General features: G+C 60.9%; 26 protein-coding genes. 13 read left to right on the top strand and 13 right to left on the bottom strand.

The genetic code is table 11. From position 1 onward, the window contains the following. Positions 1-43: 43 nt before the first annotated feature. The 3 genes from CVE41_RS14520 to CVE41_RS01740 form a co-directional block, all read right to left on the bottom strand. Positions 44-382 carry a hypothetical protein gene (locus CVE41_RS14520; RefSeq protein ID WP_157799355.1) on the bottom strand — a complete coding sequence of 113 codons (339 nt, stop codon included), beginning with the start codon at positions 380-382 and terminating at the stop codon, positions 44-46. A gap of 83 nt (positions 383-465) precedes the next feature. Next, entirely contained in the window at positions 466-849 is a 384-nt protein-coding gene (locus tag CVE41_RS01735; RefSeq protein WP_100259123.1) for a DUF3703 domain-containing protein, read from the bottom strand. Continuing rightward, the gene (locus CVE41_RS01740) at positions 842-1462 is read right to left on the bottom strand and encodes a cation transporter (protein WP_100259124.1); all 621 of its coding nucleotides are present in this window, start codon (positions 1460-1462) and stop codon (positions 842-844) included. Before CVE41_RS01740 ends, CVE41_RS01735 begins: the two co-directional genes overlap by 8 nt. Positions 1463-1529: 67 nt before the next feature. Here CVE41_RS01740 and CVE41_RS01745 point away from each other — a divergent pair, with 67 nt between their 5' ends. Continuing rightward, positions 1530-1928, top strand: coding sequence for a MerR family transcriptional regulator (locus CVE41_RS01745; RefSeq protein ID WP_100259125.1), 399 nt, complete (start codon positions 1530-1532; stop codon positions 1926-1928). Between the two features lie 1070 nt (positions 1929-2998). On the opposite strand, the gene CVE41_RS01750 is transcribed toward CVE41_RS01745, so the two are convergent. Both CVE41_RS01750 and CVE41_RS01755 read right to left on the bottom strand, forming a co-directional pair. Beyond that, positions 2999-3610, bottom strand: coding sequence for a DUF2231 domain-containing protein (locus tag CVE41_RS01750; protein WP_007163868.1), 612 nt, complete (start codon positions 3608-3610; stop codon positions 2999-3001). A gap of 233 nt (positions 3611-3843) precedes the next feature. Then, a complete protein-coding gene (locus CVE41_RS01755; RefSeq protein ID WP_232725746.1) occupies positions 3844-4233 on the bottom strand; it encodes a hypothetical protein in 390 nt (129 codons plus the stop codon). A gap of 223 nt (positions 4234-4456) precedes the next feature. Between CVE41_RS01755 and CVE41_RS01760 the strand changes: the two genes are divergently transcribed. Together CVE41_RS01760 and CVE41_RS01765 are read left to right on the top strand one after the other, a co-directional pair. Next, complete coding sequence (locus CVE41_RS01760; protein WP_007163866.1) at positions 4457-4744, top strand: hypothetical protein; 288 nt, start codon at positions 4457-4459, stop codon at positions 4742-4744. Positions 4745-4837: 93 nt separating this feature from the next. Continuing rightward, positions 4838-5278: a hypothetical protein gene (locus tag CVE41_RS01765; RefSeq protein WP_100261321.1), complete on the top strand. Its 441-nt coding sequence runs from the start codon at positions 4838-4840 to the stop codon at positions 5276-5278. 13 nt (positions 5279-5291) lie between these two features. Here CVE41_RS01765 and CVE41_RS01770 read toward each other — a convergent pair whose 3' ends face one another. From CVE41_RS01770 to CVE41_RS01800, 7 genes are read right to left on the bottom strand one after another with little or no spacing between them, the layout of a single operon-like run. Next, on the bottom strand, positions 5292-6026 hold the full coding sequence (locus CVE41_RS01770) for a PepSY domain-containing protein (protein ID WP_205763508.1): 735 nt from the start codon (positions 6024-6026) through the stop codon (positions 5292-5294). Between the two features lie 20 nt (positions 6027-6046). Then, a complete protein-coding gene (locus tag CVE41_RS01775; RefSeq protein ID WP_232725747.1) occupies positions 6047-6607 on the bottom strand; it encodes a YybH family protein in 561 nt (186 codons plus the stop codon). Between the two features lie 16 nt (positions 6608-6623). After that, entirely contained in the window at positions 6624-7940 is a 1317-nt protein-coding gene (locus CVE41_RS01780; protein ID WP_100259126.1) for a copper resistance protein B, read from the bottom strand. Next, the gene (locus CVE41_RS01785; RefSeq protein ID WP_100259127.1) at positions 7937-9778 is read right to left on the bottom strand and encodes a copper resistance system multicopper oxidase; all 1842 of its coding nucleotides are present in this window, start codon (positions 9776-9778) and stop codon (positions 7937-7939) included. The genes CVE41_RS01780 and CVE41_RS01785 overlap by 4 nt, the downstream gene beginning before the upstream one ends. Positions 9779-9826: 48 nt before the next feature. Further along, complete coding sequence (locus CVE41_RS01790; RefSeq protein WP_371876727.1) at positions 9827-10384, bottom strand: RNA polymerase sigma factor; 558 nt, start codon at positions 10382-10384, stop codon at positions 9827-9829. Positions 10385-10399: 15 nt separating this feature from the next. Next, on the bottom strand, positions 10400-10834 hold the full coding sequence (locus CVE41_RS01795) for a periplasmic heavy metal sensor (RefSeq protein WP_086438292.1): 435 nt from the start codon (positions 10832-10834) through the stop codon (positions 10400-10402). Positions 10835-10837: 3 nt separating this feature from the next. Further along, on the bottom strand, positions 10838-11134 hold the full coding sequence (locus tag CVE41_RS01800) for a hypothetical protein (protein ID WP_100259128.1): 297 nt from the start codon (positions 11132-11134) through the stop codon (positions 10838-10840). Positions 11135-11282: 148 nt separating this feature from the next. Between CVE41_RS01800 and CVE41_RS01805 the strand changes: the two genes are divergently transcribed. From CVE41_RS01805 to CVE41_RS01850, 10 genes are all read left to right on the top strand, one after another. Further along, positions 11283-11969, top strand: coding sequence for a class I SAM-dependent methyltransferase (locus tag CVE41_RS01805; protein ID WP_100259129.1), 687 nt, complete (start codon positions 11283-11285; stop codon positions 11967-11969). Then, positions 11966-12433 (top strand): DUF411 domain-containing protein, encoded by a 468-nt coding sequence (locus CVE41_RS01810; protein WP_007163856.1) that lies wholly within the window; start codon positions 11966-11968, stop codon positions 12431-12433. The genes CVE41_RS01805 and CVE41_RS01810 overlap by 4 nt, the downstream gene beginning before the upstream one ends. Before the next feature lie 44 nt (positions 12434-12477). Further along, positions 12478-12753, top strand: coding sequence for a hypothetical protein (locus CVE41_RS01815; protein ID WP_007163855.1), 276 nt, complete (start codon positions 12478-12480; stop codon positions 12751-12753). A gap of 281 nt (positions 12754-13034) precedes the next feature. Continuing rightward, positions 13035-14318: an APC family permease gene (locus CVE41_RS01820; RefSeq protein WP_232725834.1), complete on the top strand. Its 1284-nt coding sequence runs from the start codon at positions 13035-13037 to the stop codon at positions 14316-14318. Between the two features lie 112 nt (positions 14319-14430). Then, positions 14431-15180 carry a glutaredoxin family protein gene (locus tag CVE41_RS01825; RefSeq protein WP_090480206.1) on the top strand — a complete coding sequence of 250 codons (750 nt, stop codon included), beginning with the start codon at positions 14431-14433 and terminating at the stop codon, positions 15178-15180. Further along, the gene (locus CVE41_RS01830) at positions 15177-15590 is read left to right on the top strand and encodes a potassium channel family protein (protein WP_007163852.1); all 414 of its coding nucleotides are present in this window, start codon (positions 15177-15179) and stop codon (positions 15588-15590) included. Before CVE41_RS01825 ends, CVE41_RS01830 begins: the two co-directional genes overlap by 4 nt. Continuing rightward, positions 15587-16114 (top strand): DUF305 domain-containing protein, encoded by a 528-nt coding sequence (locus CVE41_RS01835; protein ID WP_007163851.1) that lies wholly within the window; start codon positions 15587-15589, stop codon positions 16112-16114. Before CVE41_RS01830 ends, CVE41_RS01835 begins: the two co-directional genes overlap by 4 nt. Then, positions 16111-16599, top strand: coding sequence for a DUF6692 family protein (locus CVE41_RS01840; protein ID WP_007163850.1), 489 nt, complete (start codon positions 16111-16113; stop codon positions 16597-16599). The genes CVE41_RS01835 and CVE41_RS01840 overlap by 4 nt, the downstream gene beginning before the upstream one ends. 92 nt (positions 16600-16691) lie before the next feature. Further along, on the top strand, positions 16692-17396 hold the full coding sequence (locus CVE41_RS01845) for an NAD(P)-dependent oxidoreductase (protein ID WP_086438289.1): 705 nt from the start codon (positions 16692-16694) through the stop codon (positions 17394-17396). Between the two features lie 72 nt (positions 17397-17468). Beyond that, positions 17469-18821, top strand: coding sequence for an MBL fold metallo-hydrolase (locus tag CVE41_RS01850; protein WP_086438288.1), 1353 nt, complete (start codon positions 17469-17471; stop codon positions 18819-18821). An 11-nt stretch (positions 18822-18832) separates the two neighbouring features. On the opposite strand, the gene CVE41_RS01855 is transcribed toward CVE41_RS01850, so the two are convergent. Then, positions 18833-21163, bottom strand: a complete 2331-nt coding sequence (locus CVE41_RS01855; RefSeq protein ID WP_100259130.1) for a heavy metal translocating P-type ATPase — start codon at positions 21161-21163, stop codon at positions 18833-18835. Positions 21164-21276: the final 113 nt, after the last annotated feature.

Consider the following 21276-nt stretch of genomic DNA (forward strand, 5'->3'; position numbering starts at 1 on the left):
GTTCAGTTCGGCGTCGGAAAACATGTCCGACGCGCGGCGAACGTCAGGCGCGAGGAGGGGGCGTTGCCAGTTCGGTCAGATTGGACGCAAAAGAGGGCTCGTCGCCAGCGCGCAGGGCACTCATGATCGATCCCAGAGAAAAGGCGTCAGAGGACCGTCCGATGGCCTGCGAAGCATGATGGCAATGGCCATGCGCACAGGCTCCGTGCTTCTCCGGCCCACGGTCATCATCGCCGGGCTCGTCGTGTTGCTCGAGCTGAGATGCTAGCGGAGGCTCTCCCGCGCATTCGGCCGCTTCCGCCACCGGAGCCCACAGGACACCGAATGCAGTGCACAGCGTGATCAGCTGAAGCAAGAGGGAGCGGGCGAAGAGCCGAGTCATAGCGTGTCCGGTAGCATTGGCGGCTTGGCTGCGAAAGAAATATCTCGCGAGACGGGATGTGATTTCATAACAAAACCATCGATCTACTTCGGGCCACGAACATCTTGAGCTGGTGATTGACCAAGCACACGACTGATCTCCGGCTCTATTTCCATCCGAGCGAATGCGCTCACATTCGAACGACCACTGTTTCCTATTGGAAGTCTCCCAGTGATGTTGCCGATGGGGGCAAGGGAAAGTCGGAATATCTGACCGTGAACTTCGCGCCAATTACGCGTTCGCCACGCAAGCTCCAGCATACGCCAATGCGAGACGCAGTGCGGTCCCAAGCCGTCCTGAGCAACTACGTGGGCCCGTTCGAGATGGTGCCAGGCTTCCTCGAAATTCTGCTCGTCCGAAGCCTCTGCTGCGCGTCGGTATTCTTCTGCGAGAAATGCATCCCTGCTGGGAATGGTATTGCTATCCATGGGACAGCTCCCGGCGTGCCTGGCCGAACACCTCCGCACTTCCCCACAGGGCTAGTCCGGCCATGATCGAGGCGACGAGCAGGTCGGGCCACGCGTCGCCCGTTCCAAACACGCCGAGGGCGGCGCCAAGAACCGCAACGTTTCCGATCGCGTCGTTGCGAGAGCAGATCCATACCGATCGCATGTTCGAATCGCCTTCGCGGAACCGGAAGAGCATGAGCGCGACGATCACGTTCGTTGCCAAAGCCAGCGTGCCGATCACTCCCATTGTCTGGGGCTCCGGGTTCGAACCAGCGACAAGGCCGTAGATCGCGTAGCCGATTACCCACACGCCGAAAGCGAGCATGGTCGCGGCCTTCACTAGAGCGGCCTTGGCGCGCCATGAGAGTGCCAGACCTGCAACGCCAAGACTGATCGCGTAGTTCGCGGCATCCCCGAAGAAATCAAGCGCATCGGCCTGGAGCGAACGGGAATCAGCAGCTACACCAGCCATCATCTCCACCACGAACATGACTGCATTAGCGATGAGTGCGATCCACAGGACGCGGCGCCAGCGCGGATCGTTGTGCGCGGCGGTGTCAGGCTCCGGTGTCTGGCAGCAGGACTTCGCCATGCCACTCTCCTTGCAACGTTCGAGTCGCAAGAACATATGCACCTTGTAGCAACTACAAGGTCAAGCGATGCGTATCGGAGAACTGGCGAAAGCCACCGGCACAAAGGCGGAGACGATCCGCTACTACGAGCGCGAAGGCATCCTGCCAGCGGCCGACCGGACGGACAGCAACTATCGCGACTACTCCACCGACCATTTGGCGACACTCACCTTCGTGCGCCGGGCGCGCGAACTCGGGTTCAGCATGGCACAGGTTCGCGAACTGCTCGCCCTGTCCGATCACGACGAAAAGCCGTGCCTGGATGTCGACCTGCTGGTCCAGCAACAACTGGCCGAGGTCGAGCGCAAGATCGCCGATCTCTCCGCGCTACGTGACGAGCTGGGACAGATGTTACGGTCCTGCCAGGCGGACAAGATCGGCGAGTGTCAGATCATCGGGAGCCTGGGGCGCCGTGCCATAGCGTGAGGGCCCAACGGACGTCCGGTTTCGGGCGTTAAAGGGAAGGATTAGAACGGCCGAAATGGGGCGCGAAGCGGTCATTCGTACGAGAAGCAGATGCCATTCTCTGCCCCCGCAGACTTGCTTGTGTTCGGATCCCACGCAGGGACTCGAACGTAGCCGTGAATTTGGGACCGTTGCGAAGGATCTCGTAAGAGAAGGTCCCCCACAAGCCGTTGCGCTCGCGCGAAAATCCGATGTTCGCCCCGAGTTCGCGGCTGGGGGTATCACCCGACTTCAATCGGGCCTCAAATACCCCCACAACGGCCCCGGCTTCAAGCGAACACATACGGACGCTTACGGCTCCAAGCGGACCGGCGTGGTAGCTCTTCTGTCAATTTAATCAGTGATTTGGATCGAAAATCCGTACGCATACGGACGCAAGCGAACCCATGCGGACGCTATTTCCTGGTAGCGGAGGAGGGAAATATAGAGAGCATATAACGTGCTGATTTACCTAATAAACTTTTTGAGTCGTCTTGCAAATACCCCCATCAATACCCCCAAAATCGGACAGATGAGATAAAGCGCCTTTGGCAAACGACGACTTGTTATTCGTAGTGACTGGTAAAACGAGCGTCGGCCGTTTTTGGGCCGATCAGAAGGCGAAACGCCAGGTCACGATCCATGCGCCTGATCGGACATCGAGGGCATGTCATGGTCGGGCATGGATGGCATATAGTGGCCCGCATGAGGATCGGGTGTGTTGCTAGGCTGGGCATTCACCGGCGGGGGAGTGGCCGCAGGGGACGACGCTACTACCGGAGTGCTCGCCGGTCGGTCTGGTTGCCTACCGGCAGTCGCAGCTTCACCCGACCGGTTCGTGTTGGCCTCTCCAGCGGGAAAGGCAGCGTTGTCTCTTTCGCCTTCGCCAGCACCTGTGCTCTCGGTCGGCGGGGCCGTATACAGTGGCAAGGCTTCAGCTTCTGATGAAGTGTCCTGCGTCTGATCACAGGCAGCGAGCCCTAGCCCCAATGCCGCCGCAGCAAGGGGGGCAACAAACGCGTTCCGATTTGATCTGCGCATCATTCTATCCTTCAAAGCCAGGAGATACCAAGATGATTGGCACCGTGCGCAAGCTCGCCGCCCAGAAATCCCTGCACCAGCACTAGAGCGGCCATGGCAAAGATTGCGGCGCGAAACGCGGTCCGGCTCGCGGAAGCACGGCTCGCCAGATAGGCCATCGCCAGACCGAGAACCGCGATCAGCATTCCGTTCCAGCGATGAACCTGCATCGCAGTATCTCCGCCGAACCAGAGACCGGTATGGATCCAACCGAATATGGCCGCCACGACCGCCCCGGCGGCACCGCCATAAACAAGTACGCGCACTGCCGACTCTAGGCCTGTGCCCTTCCGTGCGATGACGAATAGCTCGGTGAGAGCGGCCATAAAGAACAAGGCGATCGGAAAGTGTACGGTGGCGGGATGCAGCGACTTGAGCACACCGACCACGCCCTTGTCGCCTTCGTCTGCATCTTGTCCCTTCGCCCCGTCATGATCAGCAGCCGTGTCGCCGTGCCCCTGCGCAGCCTGGATATCTTTTGACGCCGCATCGGAGACGACAGCACTGGCCGCTTCGCCATGTTCCTCGTCGCCATGGGCCTGGGCCGGACTTATCCAGAGCAGACTGGCGGCCACAATAGCCATGAATTGTATTCGTTTCATTCTCTACGGGCTCCGGTCTTGGCGATGGTCGTGCAACCTATTGTGTCTGTAATGCTCTGCGAACCTTCATCTCTTGCGGTGATAGAGCGCGGCGATCGTCGACGCGTGAGGGTTCAAATTTTACTCACGAGATGGTCGGACCTCCTGCCTTGCACCGCGCCCTGGTAAGAGTGTGGCCAGGCTCAGGCACAAAGCGAGAGCCCGGCCACCGCCTCCTAATCGTCTTGCGCCATGTTCTCGTGAGCCGCCATCTGCTCCATCATGTCATGCATCATCATCATGTGCTGGTGACAGGCCGCCATCATATCGGCGTTGTCCCCCTGCATCATGCCCGCCATGTGTTCCTGCATTTTTGCACGATGTTCGGCCATAAGCCTTTGGCGTTCGGCAGGATCGCTCGCCGCGTGGGCCTGCTGCATCAGCGCGCGCATTTCAGCCATCTTCTCGCGGTGGGCCGTCATGGCCGCCGAATCCTGCATCATATGGCCAGCGTGTGACTGCTGCTGCGCCGCCGCTTGATCCCCGTGGTCATGCTGTTGCCGGGCCATTGCCGGGGTGGTTGCCAGGCCGGTGGCGAGCGCGAAAGCTAGAACTGTCAGTTTCATGGTCGATTTCCTTTCGTCGGTCTTGCGGTGGATGCTGTGTGCAGTCATCCTCTTTACGCAGCCGCCATCTCTTCCCCTTAAACAATCCGCAGCAGCGGTGGGGCTGGTGGGCCGAAGCACGGCCGGTTGCAGCGGTGCTGTTTTTCGGCCACCTTTTTGAGAGAAGCCGATAACGACGAATGGGGAGTATCATGGTGCCAGCAGAGCCGTCGGAGAAGCAGTCGTGAGCACGGTCAATGAGAACGGCAGCTGGGATATCCCGGAGCCCGATCATGCCGATCTGGTGCAAATGCGCATTCGCCTCATTACTCTCGAGAACATAGTTCTTGGCCTTTTGTCCGGGGCGAGCGATGAACAGATCGAACAGATTAGGAAACGTGCGGACATGATCGAACCGCGCCCCGATGCGAGCCGGCACCCGCTTACCGAACTGGCAGCAGGTGACATGCGGAAATTTCTCAAACGCGCTGCTCGCATGGCCGAGTCGGAGGGCCGCGAAAATCATGACTGATCCGGGCTTTGGGGCAGCGAAGGCGCTATGCAGGAAGTGGAAATCCGGCCGCTTGCTATTTGCTGGCGCAGATTTTTCGGGCGTACCTGCAACATGACCAGAACCCATTGGCTGATCCTTATTTGCGGGAGCCTGATCGCGTTCGTCTGGGAGATTTTCCAGATGCCATTCTTCGAACCGGGTGATCTCGAACCCTTCGAGCGGACCATTCGCTGCGGCATTGCAAGCCTGGGCGATGGCGTGATCCTGCTGACAGCTTATAGCCTTGCAGGATTACGTGGCGGGCACGCGTGGCTCTGGCAAGCCGCCAAAATGCCCTATGCGATCTATTTCGGCTTCGGGCTTGTCGTCGCGATCGCCGTCGAAATGATCGCCACATCGCTTCCGGCAAACAGTTTCCTGAGCTGGCGCTACAGCGAGTTGATGCCGCAAGAGCCAGTGACGGGACTGGCGCTGATCCCGATCGCGATGTGGACGATCGTGCCCGCGCTAACGATCCTTCTGGTCCGCTTTGCCCGAGCCGAACCTGATTAAACTGGGAGCGGCTTCAGGGGGCATTCGGCACATGTTTCGCCCGCCGCCTGATCCTGGGAAACCGGTTGGCAAGCAGGACAAAGCCCGAAACCGCGATGATTGTCCCGCCGATCCCGAACAGTAGCAGCCACCAGCTGTTGATGCGGTCGCGCTGCGTCCAGTCCATGATATGCAGCCCCCAGATAAAATCGAACAGACGCCAGGTGTCGCTGCGGGCAGCGAGCACCGAGCCGCTCGATGCATCGATGTAGACGCGGGTATTGTCCTCATCGCCATAGGTAATCTGCCACGCGGGGAACGGACCCCGGAATTCGGTCCCGACAGCACCTTCGATGAGGCGCGTGGTCGCTATGGTGGTTGGTGGCCCCGTCCAAGCATGGCGAGCGATGGCCTGTGCGCTCGCGCTCGAAAGAGGCGAAAGGAGAGCGCCGCTGTTCGGGTCGCGGAGCGTGACGCTTCCATCGTCCCGACGGATCTCGGTTACTGTCCTGCCGCCGACCGCGCGCGTCGCAAGGGAAACCACCCCCTCCCTGCTATCGAGCCACTCGGGCATGGCAGCATTAGCGGGCAGAACCTCCGGTGCGCGCGAAACGACATGTTCGGACCGGACCTCTTCGATGTCGAGGAACGACATCAGCGCCCCGGTGGCCATCCATAGAAGCACCTGGACGCCGACAAAGACTGCCAGCCATTTGTGAAGCTTGCTGCCCAGCACATGCAGACGCAGCTTGAAAGAGCGTGTCGCCAATCGGTGTTCCCCCAATCAAATCAGTTGTTACGCGGCGCTCGTGACGACGAATGGTACTGAACGATCTTCCAGCCATCCGCATCATGGGCAAGCACCGAGGTCGCAACGCCTTCGCGGTCGATCACGCGGCCGTCGGCCAGTTCGATCCGATAGGTGTACGATTCGCGGCCATACGCCATATGTCCCATCCGGGTGACTGCGAGCGTCGGTTCGCCGAAGGTGAAGCTGGTTATTGCATCGAGTTCCGGTCCCAGGTGATGCTCCATGTAATACGTGAAGCTGCCTTCCGCCTTGCCGTTTTCGTAAACGAAGGATTCCTCGGCAAACAGCGCGGCCATGGCCTCTGCATCGCGCGACGTCAGGGCATCCCGATATGATGTCAGAACCGCCTCGGCTTCCGCAACGTCATCATTCATCGCATCCATATGCTCGGCGTGGTTCATGCCCTGCTCCGTATGGTCCATCTGCGTCGAAGCCGTAGGGTCCGAGTGCGCGGAATGATCCATGGATTGTGCCAGGGCGGGAGTGCCGCCTGCAGCCAAGGCCAGGGCGACCGCGCTTAGAGATAGTCTTATCCTCATTGTATATTTCCTTCTCTTAAAACCAGAATCGCATGCCCACGACGTAATTCGTCACGCTAGGGTCTTCCCCTGCGGCGCGTGCAAAATCGGCACTCTGACCGATCCGCCACTCCTGGGAGACGCCGACATAGGGCGCGAATTCGCGTGCGAACTCGTAGCGAAGACGCAGACCTGCCTCGATCCGGTCGAGGCCAGCGCCAATGCCGAGTTCGGGAATATCCTGAGCCGAAAGAGCGATTTCGGCTCGCGGCTGGAGGATCAGCCGCTGCGTGATGCGCTGATCAAGCTCGCCCTCGAAGCGCGCGGTTACATCACCCTTGTTCGATACGAACGCTGCAACGTCGACCTCGAACTGGTAGGGAGCAATGCCCTGTATGCCAATGGCAGCATGGGTGCGCTCGGGTCCTGTTAAATCCTGGCGCACACCTGTCTGTAGGTCGAAAAAGGGAGCGATCGCCCGGCTCCAGAGTGCCTGGACTTCGGCTCCCTCGACAGGCTCACCGAAGCTGCCTTCGCCCTCGGATTTGAACCAGAACTTGTCGATATCACCACCATAATAGCCCTGGATGTCCCAAAGATATCCATCCACTCCCTCGCGGGCGCGGTATTCGAGCCGGTCGCCCTGAAACCAGAAGCGCATCCCGCCGTCGGTCTCGCGGACAAGTTCGCGCCGCGCTTCGTTCATGGCTTCCTCGCCCCAGATCGCGACCGCCGCGCGCGCGGGACCGCTCCCGGCTTCGGGAGGAGGCGGCAGCAGCGGGATATCGTCGTTCGAGCCCATCTGCATCGCCGAATGGTCCATGCCCTGCATATCCTGCGATCCCGTCTGCCCATGGTTCATCTGGCTGTGATCCATCTGCCCATGGTCCATCGACGAGTTGCTGGCTTCCGCCTGACCCATGTCGCCTTGGTTCATCTGCGAATGATCCATCGCGCCTTCGGCAGGCGTGCCATGCGGCATCGAGCCATGATCCATTCCTTCATGACTCCCGGGTGTAGTCTCCGGACGGGCAGCGTCCATCGGCATTGCCATGCCCGAATGACCATCCTGAGCGGTCGTCGAACCATGAGACATAGTCGAATGGTCCATCGTCGAATGATCCATGGCAACTTCAGGCTGGGCCACTGGTTCGCAAGCTCCTTCGGCTACCGGGTGCCCCATCGCGCGATGGCGCTGGGCTTCTTCTTCGCACTTTGTCTTGGCGTCAGCCTGCGCCTCGGCGCTCTGCTGCGGCTCCGCGGGCGAATGACCGGCATGCTGCGCCGCAGCGGGGGAGGCGAGAACTGAGCCGACTGCGATCGATGCGAGCAGGCTGGTAATACGAATCTTCATGCTTCGCTCCCATCGGGATTGGCGACAGTGACGATCTGAAACATCCCGGCATGCATGTGGTAGAGAAGGTGGCAGTGGAAGGCCCAGTCGCCCGGCTCGTCCGCCGTCAGGTCGAACTGCGCGCTGCCGCCCGGCTGCACGTTAACCGTGTGCTTGAGCGGCTGACGATCGGCAGGTGCGCCGTTAACCAGTTCGAAGAAGTGCCCATGCAAGTGGATCGGGTGCGCCATCATCGTGTTGTTTATCAATTTGACACGCACGCGTTCGTTATAGGCAAAGCGGATCGGCTCGTCGGAGACGGCGGAGAACTTCTTGCCGTCGAACGACCACATATAGCGTTCCATGTTCCCGGTGAGATGGATTTCCATCCGCCGCGAGGGAGTCCGCCCCTCCTGATGAGGTGTCAGCGAGCGGAGCTTGCGATAGTCGAGGGTGCGGTGGGGGACATCGGCAAGGCCGATGCCGGGGTCGCCCATACGGTCGACCGGGTTCATCGAGACCATGTCGAGACCGGGCCCGACCTTCACGTCGGGAGGCAGGAGCGATGTATCGCGCATCTGCATACCTCCCGCCATGCCAGCCATCTCCGCCGAACCGCCATCCATACCGGACATCCCATCCGCGCCAGCCGCTCCGCTCGATCCGTGGTCCATTCCGGCCATACCGCCGGCGCCATGATCCATGCCGGTCATACCGGCATCGTTGCTGCCAGCCCCGTGGTCCATACCGCTCATGCCCATATCAGCCATGGTCAGAAGCGGGGGATCGCGCAGCGGCGGAATGGCCGCGCGCGCGCCAGACGCGCTCGCAAGCGTTGCGATCCCCATTCCGGACCTATCCACCGACTCGGCCACCAATGTGTACGCCTGCTGCTCACCCGGCGTCACGACGACGTCGTAGGTCTCCGCGACGCCGATCTGGAACTCGTCCACTTCGACCGGCTCGACGTTCTGCCCGTCGGCTTGAACGACGGTCATCGGCAGGCCTGGAATGCGGATATTGAAGAAGGTCATGGCCCCGGCATTGATGAAGCGCAGCCGCACGCGCTCGCCCGGACGGAAGAGATATTCCAGATTGTCGAGCGGGCCATGACCGTTCAGCAGGTAAGTGTAGGCTGGGGCCGACACATCGCTAAGGTCGGTCGGCATCATACGCATTCTCGCCCACATCCGGCGATCCTCGCCCGAAAGCGGATAGTCGTCGGTCCAGGTATTCATGTTGTAGTTGAAGTAGCCTTCGCCCTTCTTGAGCTTGTCGAAAATCGTGTGGGGCGACATTTCGCTGAATTCGCTGAGCACCACGATATATTCGCGGTCCGCCTGGACCGGATCGGGTCCAGCCGGATCCACCACAATGGCGCCGTAATGCCCGGCCTGTTCCTGCAGGCCGCTATGCGAGTGCCACCAGTAGGTGCCCGACTGGCGCACCGGGAATTCAGCGGTGAAGGTCTCTCCGGGCTTGACGCCGGGGAAGCTTACACCTGGCACCCCGTCGAGTTCGAATGGCACGAGCAGCCCGTGCCAGTGGATCGAGGTGTCTTCCTCGAGCTGGTTATGGACGTTCAATCGGACGGTCGTGCCTTCCTTCAAACGCAACAACGGGCCGGGGATCGTGCCGTTGACGGCGATGGCGCCGCCGCGTCTGTTGCCGGTTGCAAAGGCAGACCGCGCGACAGTGAGGTCGATATTCGGCCCGGATACTTCATCCAGCCCTTTGCGGGCGTTTCCTGCAAGGATGTCCGCGCCGCGCGCCCAGGCCGGCATGGCACCGGAGAGACCAAGCAGGCCCAGCCCGCTAGCACTTGTTCCAAGGAATCTTCGGCGATTGAGGGCAGGCATAGGGGGCTCCTGAAAATGCGTATACCGTCACATACGCGGTCAGCTGCCCTACCCCTCAAACTTTTCGAACCGCTCCTTCAGCCGGTTGCGCGCACGATAGATGCGCGTCTCGACGGCTTTCTCGGTGGTGCCGAGCAGCTCGGCAGCCTCGGCCTGGCTGTACCCCTCGACAGTGACCAGCACGAGCGCCTCTTGTAGGCGCACCGGCAAGCGCCCGATTTCGGCCTGGACCAGCCGCAGCTGTTCGCGGGCTCCGGCAACATTTTCGGGATTAGGGGCATCGTCGGCAACGGCGTCGGCTTCCCGCCCATCCGGCAAACCAAGGAAGCCAATAACTTTCCTGCGGCGGAGCTTGTCGCGGCACCGGTTGAGAACGATTGTCGTCAAATAGGGACCGATGGGCTTGCTCGGATCGAGGCGATGACGTGTCAGCCAGACCGACGCGAGACCGTCCTGAACGACATCTTCGGCCCGCGATGGTGAACCCAGCATGCGCGTGGCAAGCGCAATCAACCGGGCGATCTCGCTCTCGACGAGAGCTGTGAACGCCCGCTTGTCACCGGCTATCGCCCGCCCGATCAGAGCTTCATCCGAAGTGTCATCCACCGCTGCCAAGGCTGGTCAGTCACGCGGATCGCGCGTGAGGGCCGCGGACACTTTCCGGTCGAACTGGAGCTGCTGATCGGAATCGAGAATTTCCCGCATGTCGAAGACGTGGCGCACGGTCGCTTTTTGCAAATCGCCCATGCGCGCATGCACCTCGTCGATCGCGGCACTGACTTCGGGCCCGTATTCGTGCTCGGTTTCCATTGCCTGGGCGAGCTGGGCGTTGGCTGCGCGCGCAGAGGCTTCGAGCCTTGCCTGTTCTACCGCGAAACGCGCTTCGAGCGCATCGAGCCGCTGCTCCTGGTCAGCCGTGAGCGACAGCTCATCGTGCACGAACTGGTGCAGGCCGCCCTCGGCATCGTTGTTGGCCCAGCGATCGGCGGCAAGCGCTCCTAGGCATCCGGCGAGCGCCGCCAGCAGGACCGCAAGGACAAGGTGAAACTTCTTCAACGTCTATGACCCCACATGAAGCAATGCAGCGGGTGACAGGGATTCTCCGCCAACGAGGCTCTCGCCAACAATTTCTGTAGGAGCGCCGTTTTCGGACGGCCATCCGCTGGTCCCTGCGCCTGCCGTTAGGCCGACGACAAACAGACCGGCGAACAAGGCCATTCTGCGCCGCTGATCGGCAATTTCCGCCAGCTGCCCTGCGCGCTGCCAGACGCCGTTCATGAAGTCGGGCGGCACGTCGCCAGCCTTCTGCGAGGCCATGGTGCCGAGCATCGCATCGAGTGTCTGATTGTCACGCATCCCTTGCTCCTGTCGGTTGCACGGTTCCTATACGCGATGCTTCGCGCAAACCCTCAAGTTTCTTTTTTGAGGGGTGCGGGTCGGCGACGCGTAAGAGGAGTAAGTCAAGCAACAGCGGCAAGTACCAGCGTCGAATAGGAGCCATGGCATGAAAAGCGCGGCAGTTCCGCCAAAAGAGCGCGCGTTCACTCCGCCGCTGGGCAAAAGCTGGCTCACGCCGTTCTATGATCGCGCGATCGCAGTCTTTACGCGCGAGAGACGGTGGCGCCGCGCAATCGTCGAAAAGGCCGCATTGCTGCCCGGCGACAAGGTCATCGATGTCGGGTGCGGCACCGGGACCTTGCTCAGGGCGCTGATGGCCAACTGCCCCGAAGCCGGCTTCATCGGCGTTGAGCCCGACCCCGCAGCGCTGGCTATCGCGCAGCGCAAGTTCGGTGCCGGAGCCGATATGGTCCGGTGGCACAACGGCTTTCTCGATAGTCTCGAGCTTTCCGACGGCTGGCGGCCAAACAAGATCGTCAGCAGCCTCGTCCTTCACCAGGTCCCCGTATCGCAAAAGCGCGCGATCCTCGACCAGATCGAGAACCTGCTCGCCCCCGGGGGCATGGCGCTGATTGCCGACTATATGCGGCAGGATGCTCCACTCATGCGCGCGCTGTTCCGTTCGAGCGTTCAGCTTCTCGACGGCGTCAAGGACACCCAGCCGAGCGCCGACGGAGCCGTCGAGAAATTGCTCGCCGAGATTTTCGCGGACGCCGAATTGCTCGATCGTATCCATACCGCGACCGGAACCATTTCTCTCTGGCGCGGCATCAAGAAAGGCAATGCTCAATGAACCTCATGAAAGATTCGAGACCGCTACGCCGTTCGCTGGCGGCCTCGCTCCTCCTCGCCATTGCAGCCTGCTCGAATGCGGCCCAGGCCGCGACCTACACCATGTTCCGCGACGCAGGGTGCGGCTGCTGTCTCAATTGGGCCGGTCACGTAGAACACGGACTCGAAGCAGAGGTCGCCTCGGTCGACACCGACGACATGGCTGCGCTCAAGACAGCCAGGGGTGTGTCGCAGGATCTGTGGTCGTGCCACACGATGGAAGTCGATGGCTATATCATCGAAGGCCACGTGCCCGCCGATGCCATCGCGAAACTATTACGCGAAAGCCCCGAAGGCGTGGCAGGCCTGGCTGTGCCCGGAATGCCGCTTGGCTCGCCCGGAATGGAAGCCGGGGACCGGGTGCAGCCGTATGATGTCATCGCCTTCGGCTCAGGCGGGCAGCGCGTTTTCGCATCCTACCCGTGACCATGGACAAGCCATCTCAGCGCCAACTCTAACGGAGGACCATCATGTCAGACTATTCGGTCAAAACCTCAATACTGATATGGGGCTGGACACTCAGCCTCTTCCTGCTTTTCAGCTACCTGATCTGCATCGGTTTCGGCCTGCTCGCGCCCGAACAGGCGCACATGCACGAAGCGTGGGCGCCGCTGCTTCCCGGGTTCGAATGGCTGACCATCTCGGGCTTTCTGGCAGGCGCTCTCGGCAGCTTTTTGTACGGTTGGTACATCGCGATCATTGGGGTGCCAATGCTGCGATTTTTCCGGAACCGATTCAGGACGTAGCAGATCGGCGGCGATGGCCGCTTGCCTTGAAACTCGCGGAGCGTTTTTCGGTCGCGCAGGCAGTCCGCTTTAGGCCGCAATTTGCTCGAGCGCCCCGAGCAAAACGCAACTCTCCGGCTTTGTCCTGAAAGTTTTTTGAGGGACGCGGCAAGGGCGAACGTACTGGTCGACATAATCTTTCTTTCACGGGAGACCATCGACAGGGGAAAGTCTTGCAAGACCATGAGCACGAGAATCAAAGCGAAACGGCTGGCTCGATAACCCTGCTGGGCGGCGTTGCGATGGGTACCGGCGTCATGATCGGTGCCGGCATATTCGCGCTGACCGGGCAGATCGCCGAGCTCGCCGGTCCGCTCTTCCCCCTGTCTTTCATCGCCGGCGCGCTGGTAACTTCGCTGGCGGCCTACAGCTATATCAAGATGTCGAACAAATGGCCGTCTTCGGGCGGCATCGCGATGATCTTGCAGAAGGCCTACGGACCCGGCGTCATTGCCGCGTCGGCATCGCTCCTGATGGCTCTGTCGATGGTCATCAATGAAAGCCTCGTGGCCCGCACCTTTGCGACTTACGCGCTGCGCCCGTTTGGCCTCGAAAGCAGCGGGTGGCTCGTTTCGCTGGCAGCGCTTGCACTCATCATCTTCGCCTATCTCGTCAATGCAGCGGGCAACAAGTCGGTAAGCGGCTTCTCGCTCATCATGTCCGCCATCAAGATCGGCGGTATCGCGCTGTTCGCAGTCGCGGCGATCTGGGCCAGCGGATTTTCATCAGGCGCATTTTCGCAGTCCGTTTCGCTGACCAATGCAGAAGCCCTGCTCGCCTCGGTTGCTTTCTCGATCCTCGCCTTCAAAGGCTTCACCACGATTACCAATAGCGGCGGCGAAATCGTTGACCCGCACAAGAATGTCGGCCGAACCATCATGATCTCGATAGCCGTCTGCATCGTGATCTATCTGCTTGTCGCAGTGGCGGTGGGTTCGAGCCTGAGCATATCCGAGATCGTCGAGGCGCGCGATTATTCGCTCGCGGCTGCGGCGCGTCCGGCGCTGGGAGAACTGGGCTTCTATTTCACCGTGGCGATCGCGATCGCCGCCACCACTTCGGGCGTGATAGCGAGCGTATTTGCCGTGTCGCGCATGCTTGCGATGCTGACCGACATGAAGATGATCCCGCACAGCCATTTCGGCATGAGCGGCGGGATTCGCAGCCACATGCTGGTCTATACGGTGGTCATTGCCGGGACGCTTGCGGTCCTGTTCGATCTGTCAAGGATCGCCTCGCTGGGCGCCTTCTTCTACCTCGTCATGGATATGCTGGTTCACTGGGGCGTCCTGCGCCACCTGCGCAAGGAAGTCGGCGCGCGCGCAACAATACTTCTGACAGCGCTCGCGGCAGATGGCGTGGTCCTCGCAGCCTTTACCGCGGCCAAATTGCGCAGCGATCCTGCCGTTGTCGCCTACGCGGCGATCGGCATCGTCGCAGTCTTCGTGGGAGAATGGATCTACCTCTCGCGCAATTCCGAAGCGCCCGCATCTCCTGAAGATGATGGGTCAGGAGAGAAAAGGTGATGGCACCTTCTTCAACCAGCTTTGCCGCTTTTACGCCGGGCTTTTTCGAAACCGTTCACCGAAAACCGGCGTTGAGCACGAGAAACGTCAGGCAAAACAGATGGAGCGATTCATGACGACCCGAACAGCGGCGGTCTACCGTATGGTCATGGAGGACCATGTCTGTCCCTATGGCATCAAGACGGTCGATCTCCTCACACGGCAAGGCTTCGAGGTCGAGGATCATCACCTGACCAGCAGGGAGGAAACCGACGCATTCAAGGACAAGCACAACGTCGAGACCACCCCGCAGACCTTTATCGAAGACAAGCGCATTGGCGGCTATGACGATGTCCGCGAGTTCTTCGGCAAGAGCCGTTCGCAGCCAGAGGAAGGCGAGACCAGCTATCAGCCGGTCATTGCGATTTTCGCGGTCGCGCTGCTGCTCGCGCTAGGGCTGAGCTGGGCGTTTTTTGACGATCTGTTCACCGTCCGGGCCGCGGAATGGTTCGTCAGCCTGTCGATGACCCTGCTCGCCGTCCAGAAGCTTCAGGACGTGCGCAGTTTCTCGACAATGTTCCTCAACTACGATCTGCTCGCACGGCGCTGGGTGCCCTATGGCTTCGTCTACCCGTTCGGCGAAGCCGCTGCCGGCATTCTGATGACCGCAGGCGCGCTGACCTGGCTCTCGGCCCCGCTGGCATTGTTCATTGGCACCGTCGGCACTGTCAGCGTCTTCAAGGCTGTCTACATCGACAAGCGTGAGCTCAAATGCGCTTGCGTCGGTGGGGGCAGCAATGTGCCGCTCGGCTTCGTCTCGCTGACCGAAAATCTGTTCATGATCGGAATGGGTCTGTGGATGGGCGCGAAGCTTCTCGCATGATCACCGCGCTCCTTCTCGCCGTCTTTCTGTTCCTTGCAGCCGTCGCTTCCCACCTTGCCATTCTGGGTGTCGGCCACCGGCTTCTCGATCGCCGCCGCGATACGCTGGGAAAGCTTGCAGTCTCGCTACTCGTGCTCGCGTCGCATTTCCTGGTCGCGATCCTTTTTGCCGCAGGTTTCTGGCTGGGCGCGCAATGGGGCCTGGGAGGGTTCGACAAGGCGCCTTCCATGGACTGGATGGACTACTTCTATTTCTCGCTCATCAACGTGACCACACTGGGCCTGGGCGACATTTATCCGACCGAGCACCTGAGAGTTCTCGCCGGCGTCGAGGCCCTTACCGGCTTCGCTCTCATCAGCTGCTCGGCGCAGCTATTCTGGACCATGATGCAAAAAGGAGAAAAAGCATGACCGAAAAGACCTCCCACTCGGACAAGGGAGGGGGCGGCAGCTACTGGCGATTCATGGCCATGGTGTCGACCTCGACCGTGATCATGTTCTTCCTGATGTATGCCAACACCTTTACCGTCGATGATCTTTTCTGGAGCGAAACGCGCTTCTGGATGATGTTCGTCATGGGCGCGATGATGATGGTTGTCATGCTGCTCTTCATGTGGGGCATGTACAAGGACCGGACCAAGAACTTGATCATCCTGGGCGTCGGGGCCTTTGTGTTCGCGCTCGCACTATGGCTGGTGCGCAGCCAGACCACCGTTGACGATACCGAATATATGGCAGCAATGATCCCGCACCACTCAATCGCGATCATGACCAGCGAACGCGCGAGCCTGAAAGATCCTCGCGTGCGCGAACTCGCGCAGGCCATCATTGTCGCACAGCGCCGCGAAATCGCCGAGATGAAATACCTCATAGACGATATCGAGCAGAACGGTCCTCGAACCGAAGAACGCCTGCCCGAGGAGATGCAGCCATGAACAAGATAGCTTTCACGGCGCTCATCGCGCTGCCGCTTGCCGCCTGCAATTCGAACACCGCTCCGGGCAACGACCGCGAAGCCCAGCTCGACCCGCCTGCCACTGCCGCGCCGATCGAGGACGCGGCCAGTGCACTGGCAAATGTTGACCCGGGCCTCATGCTTCCCGGGACCATGAATGACGCGGACCTTGCTGCTCTGGGCGCAGGACAGGCCTGCCAGTTCCGCCTGACCGAAGTGGCCTTTCCCTCGTTTGTCTATGACGGTGACGGGGGCGGAGCGATCAAGATCAATGGCAAATTGATCCCCGTGACCGCCGATGGCCCTGGCAGCTATGCGAACGGCGAGCTTCGGATCAAAACCCGCATGCTGGATGATGAAGGCGATGCGGGCCTGCAAATGCAGGAGATGATCGTGGCAGCACCAAGAGCCAAGGATGAGTTCGGCTTTTGGGGTTATACCACCTGTCCGGCCGACGGAGCCTGATACTGGCAGGGCGCATGGGCGGGCCGTCGGCTAACCCATGCGCCCGCGCCTCCGCCCTTCGTCGCCCTCACCATTTTTACAGGAACAAGCAGATGACCGATACGAGGCCCATCGCTGTCTTCGGCGCAGGCGGGAAGACCGGCACCGAGCTCTTGAGGCGTGCCATTGCCCGAGACATACCGATCCGCGCCTTTGAACACACCGTGCCTGGGCCAGGCGAGCGGGTGGGCGACTTCGAATATATCGAATGCGATGTGCTGTCGGATAATTTCGCGGGCGATCTCGATGGCTGCCGCGCGGTTATCTCGACCCTCGGTGTCGCTTTCGGTCCGGGCAATGCGATCGATCCACCGCCGCTCTATACCGATGGCACGCGCAACCTGCTCGAGGCGATGGCACAAGCGAAGATCGACCGCATTGCCGTAATCTCCGCTGCCTTCGTCGAACATCAGTCGAGCGTCCCGGCCTGGTTTGAACTCACTGCCAAGCCTGCATTGTTCAATATACTCGAGCAGATGCGCTCCATGGAAGTGATGCTCAGCGACGCCCAAGGTATTAAATGGACGGCCGCACGGCCGGGCTGGCTGCTGGATGAGCCTTACACTGGCGACGCCGTGATTACGGACGAGCGGCTGGCGGAAGGCTGTTTCCGGTGCCGTCATGCTGATCTCGCGGCGAGCCTGCTTGAATTCGTGTGCGAAGACACCTGGATCAACGCAAAGCCTGCCATCGGCAGGCCCGAAGCCGAACGTTTCGAAAGTCCTGGTGCCATCAAGGCCGAACTCGGTATCGATTGAGCGTCGTATCATTTATCGTTCTGTAACAAGCCCGAACGTTACAAGTTTTGAGCAACAGACAAGGAAAATTGTATGTTTCTGGAGAAGATCAAAACCCCTGGCCTCTCGCACCTTTCCTACATCATCGGTTCGGGCGGACAGGCAGCGGTCATCGATCCGCGCCGGGACTTCGAGGTCTATGTCGAAAGGGCCCGGGCTGAAGGGCTGGAGATAACGCATATCTTCGAAACCCATCGCAATGAGGATCTGCTCAGCGGCTCGCCGATCCTTGCGGACTTGACTGGTGCGACGGTTCACCACGGTCCCAATCCGGCCGGAAACGTGGCCTTCGCCAACACTACGCGCGAAGGCGATTGTTTCGAGCTGGGTCAATTGAAGATCGAAGTGCTTGAAACACCTGGACACACCGACGATCATCTCGCTTTCGTCATCCATGACAGCGAATATTCCGAGGGACCGGTCGGCGTCTTTACCGGCGATGCCTTGTTCGTCGGCGATGTCGGACGCACCGATTTCTATCCCGAGCGCAAGGAAGAAGTCGCGGGCCTTCTTTTCGACTCCCTGCAGAAACTTTGCCGCCTCGGCGACCAGGCGATCATCTACCCGGCGCATGGTGCGGGCTCGGTCTGCGGGTCGGGAATGGCGGACCGGGAATTCTCGACAATCGGCCACGAGCGGCGCAACAACCCGCGCCTGCGCATCTCCGACCGCGATGAGTTCATCAAGGCGAAGGTAGCAGAACACCACTACCAACCTCCCTATTTCCGGCTGATGGAACGGCTTAACCTCGAAGGGGCCGATGCCGCGCCGCGGATTATGCGGCCAAGGCGTCTGGGGCTGGACGACCTTCGCGAGAGCGGCGCCGATCACCTGGTCGATGTGCGCGAGCCGCTCGCCTATGCCGCCGGTCATATGCCGGGTGCCATGTGCCTTCCGGTGGGAATGATACCGGCCTTTGCCGGATGGTTCCTCGGTGAAGGCGACAGGATTGCCCTCGTCGCTTCCGAGGAAGACCAGCTAGCCCACGCCATGGCCCATCTGGTGCGCATCGGTCTCGATAATGTTGTCGGCGGCTATGTCGGCGTGGTTCCAGCCGCTGCTCAGGGCAAAGCGATGCGCAGCATTCCCATGATTGGCACCGAGGAAGTCGCGCGCAGGCTCGATCAAGACAGCTGCGAATGGACTTTGCTCGACGTGCGCGACGCGGACGAACGACAAGATGCAAGCATCGACGGGTCAGAGCATATCTATGTTGGCGAGCTCAACAAGCGATGGAAAGAGCTCGACCGCGACCGCCACTACACGCTGATGTGCGCGAGCGGCATGCGGGCGAGCGTTGCGGCAGGCTGGCTCGCAAGCCAGGGCTTCAAGCGCCTCGACATCTATCTCGGTTCCATGGGCGCTTGGAAAAACGCGCATGGCTGAAGTTTGGCCTGTCAGACTTCGAGGCGCAGACCCCGCAGCCGCAGCGCATTGCCTATCACCGATACGGAAGAGAGGCTCATGGCTGCGGCCGCAATCATCGGGCTGAGCAGCACTCCGAAGAAGGGATACAGCACGCCTGCCGCGACCGGAATGCCGAGTGTGTTGTAAGCGAAGGCGAAAAACAGGTTCTGCCGGATGTTGCGCATCGTCCCACGCGACAGCACGATGGCCTGCACCACTCCTGTCAGGTCGCCGCGAACCAGCGTCACGCCTGCGCTTTCGATTGCGACATCGGTGCCGGTGCCCATCGCAATACCAACATCGGCGGCAGCCAGCGCAGGAGCATCGTTGATTCCGTCCCCGGCCATGCCGACCCGGCGACCTTGCGCTTTCAGCTCTTCGATCTTGCGGTGCTTGTCTTCGGGCGAGACATTCGCATGCACTTCGTCGATTCCCATTTCACGGGCGACCGCTTCGGCAGTGCCGCGGCTGTCGCCCGTGAGCATAACGACCCGGATATCGCGCTTGTGCAGTGCCGCAATGACCGCTGCACTGGTAGGCTTGATCGGATCGGCCACCGCGATGAGCCCTGCCGGACGGCCATCGAATGCCACGAACATCACTGTTTGACCCTGCCTGCGGCCACTTTCGGCCGTGCCGAGCCAGGCCTCGTCATCGATCCCGACGCGCCGCATCATCTTCTCATTGCCGATCGCAACCCGGCGGCCCTGGACATTGGCTTCAACACCTTCCCCGGTCGTCGAAGCGAGATCCGTGGCATTGGCGGGCGAGACCCCGCGCGTCCGCGCACCTTCGACGATGGCGTGGGCCAGCGGATGTTCGCTCCCCATTTCGACGCCTGCAACCGCAGCCAGGAAATCGGCTTCGTCGATTCCTTCTGCTGGCGTCACCGCCACCAGATCGGGCTTGCCCATCGTCAACGTGCCGGTCTTGTCGACCACTAGCGTATCGATCTTCTCGAGTGTCTCCAGCGCCTCGGCATTGCGGATCAGGATGCCATGCTGGGCACCCTTGCCCGTGCCGGTCATGATCGACATCGGCGTAGCGAGACCAAGCGCGCAGGGACAAGCGATGATCAGGACCGCAATGGCATTGACCAATGCGTAGGCAAGCGCAGGTGCGGGACCCCAGATTCCCCAGACCACGAAGGTGGCGATGGCTATCACCACCACCGCAGGCACAAACCAGCCCGCCACCTGATCCGCCAGTCGCTGGATCGGTGCGCGGCTGCGCTGCGCCTCGGCCACCATCTGGACGATCTTGGACAGCATCGTGTCCTTGCCCACGCCGGTTGCGCGCATAATGAACCCACCAGTCTGGTTGACTGTGCCGCCGATGACTGTGTCGCCAGCCTGTTTGGCGACCGGAAGCGGTTCGCCGCTGATCATGGATTCGTCGATGGCGCTCGATCCCTCCTCGATTTCTCCATCGACCGGAACCTTATCGCCGGGGCGGACGCGCAGACGATCGCCTGTGGCCAGCTGGTCGAGCGGCACCTCGCGCTCATCGCCGGAGCCGAAGATCTTGACCGCGCTGGGCGGTGCCAGCTCGAGCAATGCGCGCAAGGCGCTCGAGGTCGAGCCCCTGGCCTTGAGCTCGAGGACCTGTCCGAGCAGGACAAGCGTGGTTATGACCGCTGCCGCCTCGAAATAGACCCCGACCCGTCCCGAATGGTCGCGGAACGCTGCAGGGAACAGATCGGGCGCGACCGTCGCCACCACGCTGAACAGATAGGCGATGGCAACGCCAAACCCGATCAGCGTGAACATGTTGAGATTGCGCGTCTTGAGCGACTGGATGGCCCGAACGAAGAACGGCCAGGCTCCCCAAAGAACAACCGGTGTGGCAAGGGCAAACTGCGCCCATTGCGCCCAGGCAGGTTCGATCAGCCCGTCGAAACTGAGCCCCGGTGCCATGTCGCTCATCGCGTAGACGAACAGAGGCAGCGTAAGCAGTGCGCTCCACCAGAACCTACGCCGCATGTCGACCAGTTCGGGGTCGGGGCCATCGCCCAGCGAAACCGTTTCCGGTTCGAGCGCCATGCCGCAAATCGGGCATGAACCCGGCCCGGGCTGGCGGATTTCAGGGTGCATCGGGCAGGTGTAGATCGTGCCTTCGGGCACATCCTCGACCGCGTCGATATGCGCGCCCGAGAGATAGAGCTCGGGATCGGTGACGAACTTGTCGTGACATCGCGGCGAACAAAAATAGTGCTCGGTCCCCGCATGCTTCGCGATATGCTCTGCTCCGTCGATCGCTACGCTCATGCCGCAGACGGGATCGATGGCGGTGCCTTCGAGTAAGCTTGCGTCCGTGCTCATCGCTCTTCCTTTCTCACTCCACAGCAGACCTCTTACAGCCTTGTGCCGAATACCTTGCGATGCCGGCACGATAACAGGTTTCGGTCGTCCGCATTTCATTGGGCGGCACCAGG

It is taken from the genome of Qipengyuania seohaensis, assembly GCF_002795865.1.
Lineage (GTDB): Bacteria > Pseudomonadota > Alphaproteobacteria > Sphingomonadales > Sphingomonadaceae > Qipengyuania > Qipengyuania seohaensis.

What these genes read in the sequence shown, in the direction of transcription:
- CVE41_RS01810 (WP_007163856.1), top strand. Translation starts at nt 11,966, where the DNA reads ATGAACCTCATGAAAGATTCGAGACCGCTACGCCGTTCGCTGGCGGCC.
- CVE41_RS01785 (WP_100259127.1), bottom strand. Translation starts at nt 9,778, where the DNA reads ATGCCTGCCCTCAATCGCCGAAGATTCCTTGGAACAAGTGCTAGCGGG.
- CVE41_RS14520 (WP_157799355.1), bottom strand. Translation starts at nt 382, where the DNA reads ATGACTCGGCTCTTCGCCCGCTCCCTCTTGCTTCAGCTGATCACGCTG.
- CVE41_RS01815 (WP_007163855.1), top strand. Translation starts at nt 12,478, where the DNA reads ATGTCAGACTATTCGGTCAAAACCTCAATACTGATATGGGGCTGGACA.
- CVE41_RS01855 (WP_100259130.1), bottom strand. Translation starts at nt 21,163, where the DNA reads ATGAGCACGGACGCAAGCTTACTCGAAGGCACCGCCATCGATCCCGTC.
- CVE41_RS01735 (WP_100259123.1), bottom strand. Translation starts at nt 849, where the DNA reads ATGGATAGCAATACCATTCCCAGCAGGGATGCATTTCTCGCAGAAGAA.
- CVE41_RS01850 (WP_086438288.1), top strand. Translation starts at nt 17,469, where the DNA reads ATGTTTCTGGAGAAGATCAAAACCCCTGGCCTCTCGCACCTTTCCTAC.
- CVE41_RS01800 (WP_100259128.1), bottom strand. Translation starts at nt 11,134, where the DNA reads ATGCGTGACAATCAGACACTCGATGCGATGCTCGGCACCATGGCCTCG.
- CVE41_RS01745 (WP_100259125.1), top strand. Translation starts at nt 1,530, where the DNA reads ATGCGTATCGGAGAACTGGCGAAAGCCACCGGCACAAAGGCGGAGACG.
- CVE41_RS01820 (WP_232725834.1), top strand. Translation starts at nt 13,035, where the DNA reads ATGGGTACCGGCGTCATGATCGGTGCCGGCATATTCGCGCTGACCGGG.
- CVE41_RS01825 (WP_090480206.1), top strand. Translation starts at nt 14,431, where the DNA reads ATGACGACCCGAACAGCGGCGGTCTACCGTATGGTCATGGAGGACCAT.
- CVE41_RS01740 (WP_100259124.1), bottom strand. Translation starts at nt 1,462, where the DNA reads ATGGCGAAGTCCTGCTGCCAGACACCGGAGCCTGACACCGCCGCGCAC.
- CVE41_RS01840 (WP_007163850.1), top strand. Translation starts at nt 16,111, where the DNA reads ATGAACAAGATAGCTTTCACGGCGCTCATCGCGCTGCCGCTTGCCGCC.
- CVE41_RS01805 (WP_100259129.1), top strand. Translation starts at nt 11,283, where the DNA reads ATGAAAAGCGCGGCAGTTCCGCCAAAAGAGCGCGCGTTCACTCCGCCG.
- CVE41_RS01775 (WP_232725747.1), bottom strand. Translation starts at nt 6,607, where the DNA reads ATGAGGATAAGACTATCTCTAAGCGCGGTCGCCCTGGCCTTGGCTGCA.
- CVE41_RS01755 (WP_232725746.1), bottom strand. Translation starts at nt 4,233, where the DNA reads ATGAAACTGACAGTTCTAGCTTTCGCGCTCGCCACCGGCCTGGCAACC.
- CVE41_RS01835 (WP_007163851.1), top strand. Translation starts at nt 15,587, where the DNA reads ATGACCGAAAAGACCTCCCACTCGGACAAGGGAGGGGGCGGCAGCTAC.
- CVE41_RS01845 (WP_086438289.1), top strand. Translation starts at nt 16,692, where the DNA reads ATGACCGATACGAGGCCCATCGCTGTCTTCGGCGCAGGCGGGAAGACC.
- CVE41_RS01830 (WP_007163852.1), top strand. Translation starts at nt 15,177, where the DNA reads ATGATCACCGCGCTCCTTCTCGCCGTCTTTCTGTTCCTTGCAGCCGTC.
- CVE41_RS01750 (WP_007163868.1), bottom strand. Translation starts at nt 3,610, where the DNA reads ATGGCTATTGTGGCCGCCAGTCTGCTCTGGATAAGTCCGGCCCAGGCC.
- CVE41_RS01765 (WP_100261321.1), top strand. Translation starts at nt 4,838, where the DNA reads ATGACCAGAACCCATTGGCTGATCCTTATTTGCGGGAGCCTGATCGCG.
- CVE41_RS01780 (WP_100259126.1), bottom strand. Translation starts at nt 7,940, where the DNA reads ATGAAGATTCGTATTACCAGCCTGCTCGCATCGATCGCAGTCGGCTCA.